This window comes from Robinsoniella sp. (assembly GCF_034124845.1).
Genome location: NZ_JAWYAJ010000497.1, coordinates 1 through 3,371 on the forward strand (window position 1 = coordinate 1; position 3,371 = coordinate 3,371).

The 3,371-nt window shown below is 42.8% G+C and carries 3 protein-coding genes; all 3 read right to left on the reverse strand.

All coding sequences use genetic code 11. The annotated features are described in order from the left end of the window. On the reverse strand, window positions 1-1,088 hold a 1,088-nt coding region (locus ACH2DQ_RS24555), incomplete at its 3' end, for an NADP-dependent isocitrate dehydrogenase (protein WP_395028583.1). Continuing rightward, window positions 1,085-1,786 (reverse strand): GntR family transcriptional regulator, encoded by a 702-nt coding sequence (locus tag ACH2DQ_RS24560; RefSeq protein ID WP_027293906.1) that lies wholly within the window; start codon window positions 1,784-1,786, stop codon window positions 1,085-1,087. The genes ACH2DQ_RS24560 and ACH2DQ_RS24555, both read right to left, overlap by 4 nt. Window positions 1,787-1,809: 23 nt before the next feature. Continuing rightward, window positions 1,810-3,201, reverse strand: a complete 1,392-nt coding sequence (locus ACH2DQ_RS24565) for a 2-isopropylmalate synthase (protein ID WP_394915771.1) — start codon at window positions 3,199-3,201, stop codon at window positions 1,810-1,812. Between the last annotated feature and the right edge of the window lie 170 nt (window positions 3,202-3,371).

Sequence of the window (3,371 nt, forward strand, 5' to 3'; positions counted from 1 at the left end):
GTCTTTACCGTGGCTTTTTCCAGTTTGTCAGCGAATTCCATCAATTCGTTATTACCATCCAGTTCACCACGTTTACGAAGTGCACCAGTCCATGCAAAGATGGTGGCAACGGAGTTTGTGGAAGTCACTTCACCTTTTAAGTGCTTGTAATAATGTCTCTGAACGGTACCATGCGCAGCTTCGTATTCAAAAAAGCCTTCCGGAGATACCAGTACAGAGGTCATCATTGCAAGGGAACCAAAAGCGGAGGAAACCATATCGCTCATTACATCACCGTCATAATTTTTACAGGCCCAGATGTAACCGCCCTCAGACTTCATAACGCGGGCAACCGCATCATCAATCAGTGTATAGAAATAGGTAATACCTGCTTCTTCAAACTTTTTCGCATATTCCGCATCAAAGATTTCCTGGAAGATATCTTTAAATGTATGGTCATACTTCTTTGAAATTGTATCTTTGGTTGCAAACCAGAGATCCTGTTTGGTGTCAAGGGCATAATTAAAGCAGCTCTTAGCAAAACTTTCAATGGAATCATTTACATTGTGCATGCCCTGAAGGATGCCTGCCCCTGTGAAATCATGAATCAGCTCTCTGGATTCATTGCCGTCTTGATCTGTATAGACAAGCTCAGCCTTACCTGCTCCCGGTATCTTCATTTCCGTAGCTTTATATACGTCTCCGTAAGCATGTCTGGCAATTGTGATGGGCTTTTTCCAATTCTTCACACATGGTTCAATTCCTTTTACGATAATCGGGGTACGAAATACCGTTCCGTCTAAGATTGCACGGATGGTTCCATTAGGGCTTTTCCACATTTCTTTAAGATTGTATTCCGGCATTCTGGCAGCATTTGGCGTAATGGTTGCACATTTCACTGCTACGCCGTATTTCTTCGTTGCATACGCACTGTCAAATGTCACCTTATCATCTGTTTCATTGCGGTGTTCCAGTCCCAAATCATAATATTCAGTATTGAGTTCAATAAACGGATTCAGTAACTCATCCTTGATCATCTGCCAAAGAATTCTGGTCATTTCATCTCCATCCATCTCTACCAACGGTGTCTTCATCTGAATTTTGCTCATGCTTGTCCTCCATTTTCATCTAAAATGTTTTCTATCTTGTAATGATTCATGTTATGAATTGTATTCATAATATGCAGCGTAGCCAGTTCATCTGCTTTATCCGGATTCCGTTCACGAATCGCTTCCAATATCTGTCGGTGTTCGTATGTTGATTTCTCTGCTCTCTCCTGATGCTTCAGCGCCAGCTTGCGGGCTCTTTGTACATAGTGGTGGAAATCCGACAACAAATGTTCCAGCATCTTACTCTGGCAGGCTTCATATAAAGTTTCATGAAACTTGCTGTCTAACGAAAATAATTGCTCATAATGCTTTTGTTTCTCATGGAACTCCGCCAGCATTATGATTTCTTCCAAATGCTCCAGCTCTTTTGGAGTAATGGACTCTGCCGCCATTCTGGCACACAGCCCTTCCAGCCTTGCACGGATCATATAAATATCCTTCACATCTGCGGGAGTGATTCCGGTCACATAAGCACCTTTATTGGGTACGATCTTTACCAGGCCTTCCAGCTCCAGCTGCCTTAAGGCTTCCCGCACCGGAGTGCGGCTTACGCCCAGCTCAGCTCCAATGGCTGTTTCCCGCAGTTCTTCTTCCTGCCGGTATCTTCCATTTAAAATATCTTCCCGTATGGTGTGGAACACTCTTCCACGAAGCGAATATTTATCATTTACTTCTTTAAGCATTTCATGATTACTCAAAATGTTTCCTCCTGCCCTGCCTACTATACTAAAACAAAATTCAATTTTTTGCAACAGTCATCAATGACTTTTATCAGTTCATTGTCTGTAATTACTGTTACACGGCCGTCTTCGTACTCTTTATCCACCCAGGTTTTAACCATTTCCACAAGAGGTGTGTCCTTTGACAAGCGCTTTTCTTCCGGCAGACGGTAATATGTATTCATCCAATGTGCAATTCCAGCCTGTCCGGATGTATTGGAAACAGCAACCAGTACCGGGCGGTTCAGGAATTTTTCCGTATCAAATATATTGTAGATCTCTTCATTTTTTAACAGTCCGTCAGCGTGGATTCCGGCTCTTGTCACATTAAAATTCTGTCCTACAAACGGTGTCCTGGAAGGAATGTGGTAGCCGATCTCTCTCTGGTAGTAATCAGCCATTTCCGTAATAACAGTGGTATCCATACCGTCCAGAGTTCCCCGGAGCTGTGCATATTCAAAGACCATTGCTTCGATTGGTGTATTTCCGGTACGTTCCCCGATTCCAAACAGGGAACAGTTTACACCTGCAGCACCGTACAGCCATGCAGTTGTAGAGTTGCTCACCGCTTTATAAAAATCATTGTGACCATGCCACTCAATTAATTCAGAAGGCACGCCTGCATGTGTCATGATACCATAAATTATTCCCTGTACGGATCTTGGAATCACGGCACCGGCATAGTTCACGCCGTAGCCCATGGTATCACAGCAGCGTACTTTAATTGGAATCTGATATTCTTCCATCAGTTTCATTAATTCCAGACAGAAGGGAATTACATAACCATAAATATCGGCACGGGTAATATCCTCCAGATGACATCTTGGACTGACACCGGTCTCCAGGCATTCCTTGATAACGCTGAGATAATGTTCCATAGCCTGCTTTCTTGACATCTTCATTTTGTAGAAGATATGGTAATCCGAACAGCTCACCAGTATACCGGTTTCTTTCATTCCCAGATCTTTGACTAATTCAAAATCTTTTTTGCTGGCGCGGATCCAGCTGGTGACTTCCGGAAATTTATACCCTCGTTCCATACATTTATAGACAGCGTCCCTGTCCTTTTTGCTGTATAAGAAAAATTCGGATTGACGAATCTTACCGTTTGGTCCGCCCAGTTTGTGAAAATAATCGAATAATGTCACAATCTGTTCTGTGGTATAAGGTGCGCGGGACTGCTGCCCATCACGAAACGTAGTATCTGTAATCCAGATTTCCTCCGGCATGTGGTGGGGCACGATACGGTCATTGAAGGCAATCTTCGGCACTTCATCATAAGGAAACAGGTTACGAAATACATTTGGCGTTTCTACGTCAACTAAATGATACATATGCTCTTCTAACTGCAGCAAGTTTGTGTGGGAATCCATTTTAACGCGTCGATTATCCATGATTCAATCTCTCCTAAGGGTTTATTTTGTATCATTGTATACAATCATACACGTATTGTCAATAGGGAAAAGAATATTTTTTTTAAAACCCTATTCCTCTTTCGCCCACCCAAAGGCATACTTTACGGCTTTATCCCATCCTTTGATTTTTTTAAGCCGCTCTTCTTCAG

What these genes read in the sequence shown, in the direction of transcription:
- ACH2DQ_RS24565 (WP_394915771.1), bottom strand. Translation starts at nt 3,201, where the DNA reads ATGGATAATCGACGCGTTAAAATGGATTCCCACACAAACTTGCTGCAG.